The sequence below is a fragment of the Pseudomonas emilianonis genome (genome assembly GCF_023072625.1).
Classification (GTDB): domain Bacteria; phylum Pseudomonadota; class Gammaproteobacteria; order Pseudomonadales; family Pseudomonadaceae; genus Aquipseudomonas; species Aquipseudomonas paraveronii.
The window spans coordinates 1-1,970 of the sequence record NZ_JAKNRV010000600.1 but is presented as its reverse complement, the minus strand read 5'-3'; the positions used below and the strand labels follow the sequence as shown (position 1 = coordinate 1,970).

Below are 1,970 nucleotides of genomic sequence, written 5' to 3'. Positions count from 1 at the left end.
CCAGCCTGCCCGCCCAACGCGTTATAACCGGCGTAATCATCGGTCATCACGTAGCCACGATAACCATCGAGCAGGCGGTTCTGGCGGTCGCGGATCAGGTCCTGATCGCCCGGCGTGGGGGCGGCCGTGGCGCTGTTCAGGCTTAACCCGGCGAGCAACAAAGTACACAGAAGATACCGAGTCCGTGGCAATAACAAAGACATGTTCGATCCGTCGAAAATCAAGGCGCGGCAAACTAACATCGAACTTCGGCTGACCCAAGAAAATGGATTAGTTGCACGTCAGTTCTAGTTAGTTATGCAATACACTGATTAATAACAATAAAAATAATCAAAAAAGACGAAAGGTTCTTCATCGGAAGTATTGTTCCGACAAACGGCAACTATTTTGATGTTGATTCAGCGAATACCTTATTAATTGCCACTACTTGGCCATCAAGTTATTGCCGAGTTAGGTTAGTACCGGGAAAGACGGAAAAGTTCGCAAGAATTTTGTGAACTAGAGCTCATTTATCGACATTGCAGGGAAAGCCGATTGGGGACGAGCGGCAAGCCTGATGCTGCAGAACCGGTGGAGGCGCTGCAGAGCCTCGCCGAGGCTCCACAGCGACCACAAAGAACGGCTTGGTTTGACCTTCAGCCGACGTCCTTGTCTTTTTCTTGGCCGGGCACCAGGGTCAGCGGCGGGCGTTCCACGTCGCGCGAGACATGGGATTTCACGTCCTCGACGCCGCCGTGCTCGTCGTTGTGGATGACCAGCACACCCGGCCTGCGCAACTGCTCCAGGGCCCCCTCCTCCAGCTTAAAACTTTCACTGAGGTGCTTGTCGCTGAGCCCGTTGGCCTCGGCGCGGCGCTGGGCGAACTTGCGTCCCTTGCGTTGCTGGTAACGCGCCCAGCTGATCAGGATCACTGCGTTGAACAGGGCGATCCACAGGTAGATTTGCAGAGTGTTGAGCGCCGCGAAAATCGGCGCTTCCAGGCGTGGGCCGCCATGGCTGTCCAGCATCGACGTAATGCCGCGCATCAGCAGCCAAATCAGCCCGCCCCAGGCCAGCAGGGTCAAGAGCACATCGATGCCCCACATCACCGGGTGTTGACGAGTTCGGACCAGTTTCATGATCACGCGTCCTCATTGGCAGGTTTGATACCGCGATCCGGGCTGACCCAGCGCGCGCGCTTCTGATGCTGTTTGAACAACACCTTGGGAAAACTGACCAGCGTGGTGAACAAGCTGACCAGCCAGAACACCATCGGGTACCACACGGTCCAGAACAGGGTTTTCCACAGGTCCTTTTCGTAGCGCCGGTCGATCAGGATGCTCACGGCAAACTGCACCAGGCACACCATCGCCAGCACCAGCCCGGTAAACGCCGGCGGCACCAGGGAGTCCACCGCAATCGCTTGGGGCAAGACCATGAATTTGCCCAGCCCCCAGAAGATCACCGACAACAGGAAGGTGAAGGCCCAGCCGGTGGACAGGCAGTATTCGAACAGCAGCGGCCACAGGTAGCGATGCCGCCATTGCCAGATGCCACGGATGTTCTTGAACAGCACTTCGGCGCCACCCTGGGCCCAGCGCAGGCGCTGTTTCCACAGGCCTCCGACGGTTTCGGGCATGAGAATCCAGCACAGGCCGCGCGGCTCGTAGAAGATGCTCCAGTGATCGAGTTGCAGCTTCCAACTGACATCGATGTCTTCGGTGATCATGTCGGTGCTCCAGTAGTCGACGCGGTCGAGCGCCTTTTTACGGAACGCCACCACCACACCGGACACCGTGAAGATCCGACCGAATACGCGCTGGGTGCGCTTGATCAAGCCGATGATCGAAGAGAACTCACCCACCTGCACGCGGCCGATCAAGGTCGAGCGCGTGCGGATGCGCGGGTTGCCGGTCACGGCGCCCAGGCGCGGGTTGTCGAGCATCGGCGCAACCAGGTAAGCCGCCGCGTTTTTGTCGAGCAACGCATCG

General features: G+C 58.0%; 3 protein-coding genes. All 3 read right to left on the bottom strand.

The genetic code is table 11. From position 1 onward, the window contains the following. On the bottom strand, positions 1-203 hold a 203-nt coding region (locus tag L9Z73_RS29890; protein ID WP_247408531.1), incomplete at its 3' end, for an IS66 family transposase. Positions 204-635: 432 nt separating this feature from the next. Then, on the bottom strand, positions 636-1,118 hold the full coding sequence (pgaD, locus tag L9Z73_RS29885; protein ID WP_247408529.1) for a poly-beta-1,6-N-acetyl-D-glucosamine biosynthesis protein PgaD: 483 nt from the start codon (positions 1,116-1,118) through the stop codon (positions 636-638). A 2-nt stretch (positions 1,119-1,120) separates the two neighbouring features. Then, a partial coding sequence (gene pgaC, locus L9Z73_RS29880) for a poly-beta-1,6-N-acetyl-D-glucosamine synthase (protein WP_247408526.1) occupies positions 1,121-1,970 on the bottom strand: 850 nt, incomplete at its 5' end.

Excerpts from the sequence above, each read along its gene's own strand:
- pgaD (WP_247408529.1), bottom strand. The coding sequence starts at position 1,118 with ATGAAACTGGTCCGAACTCGTCAACACCCGGTGATGTGGGGCATCGAT.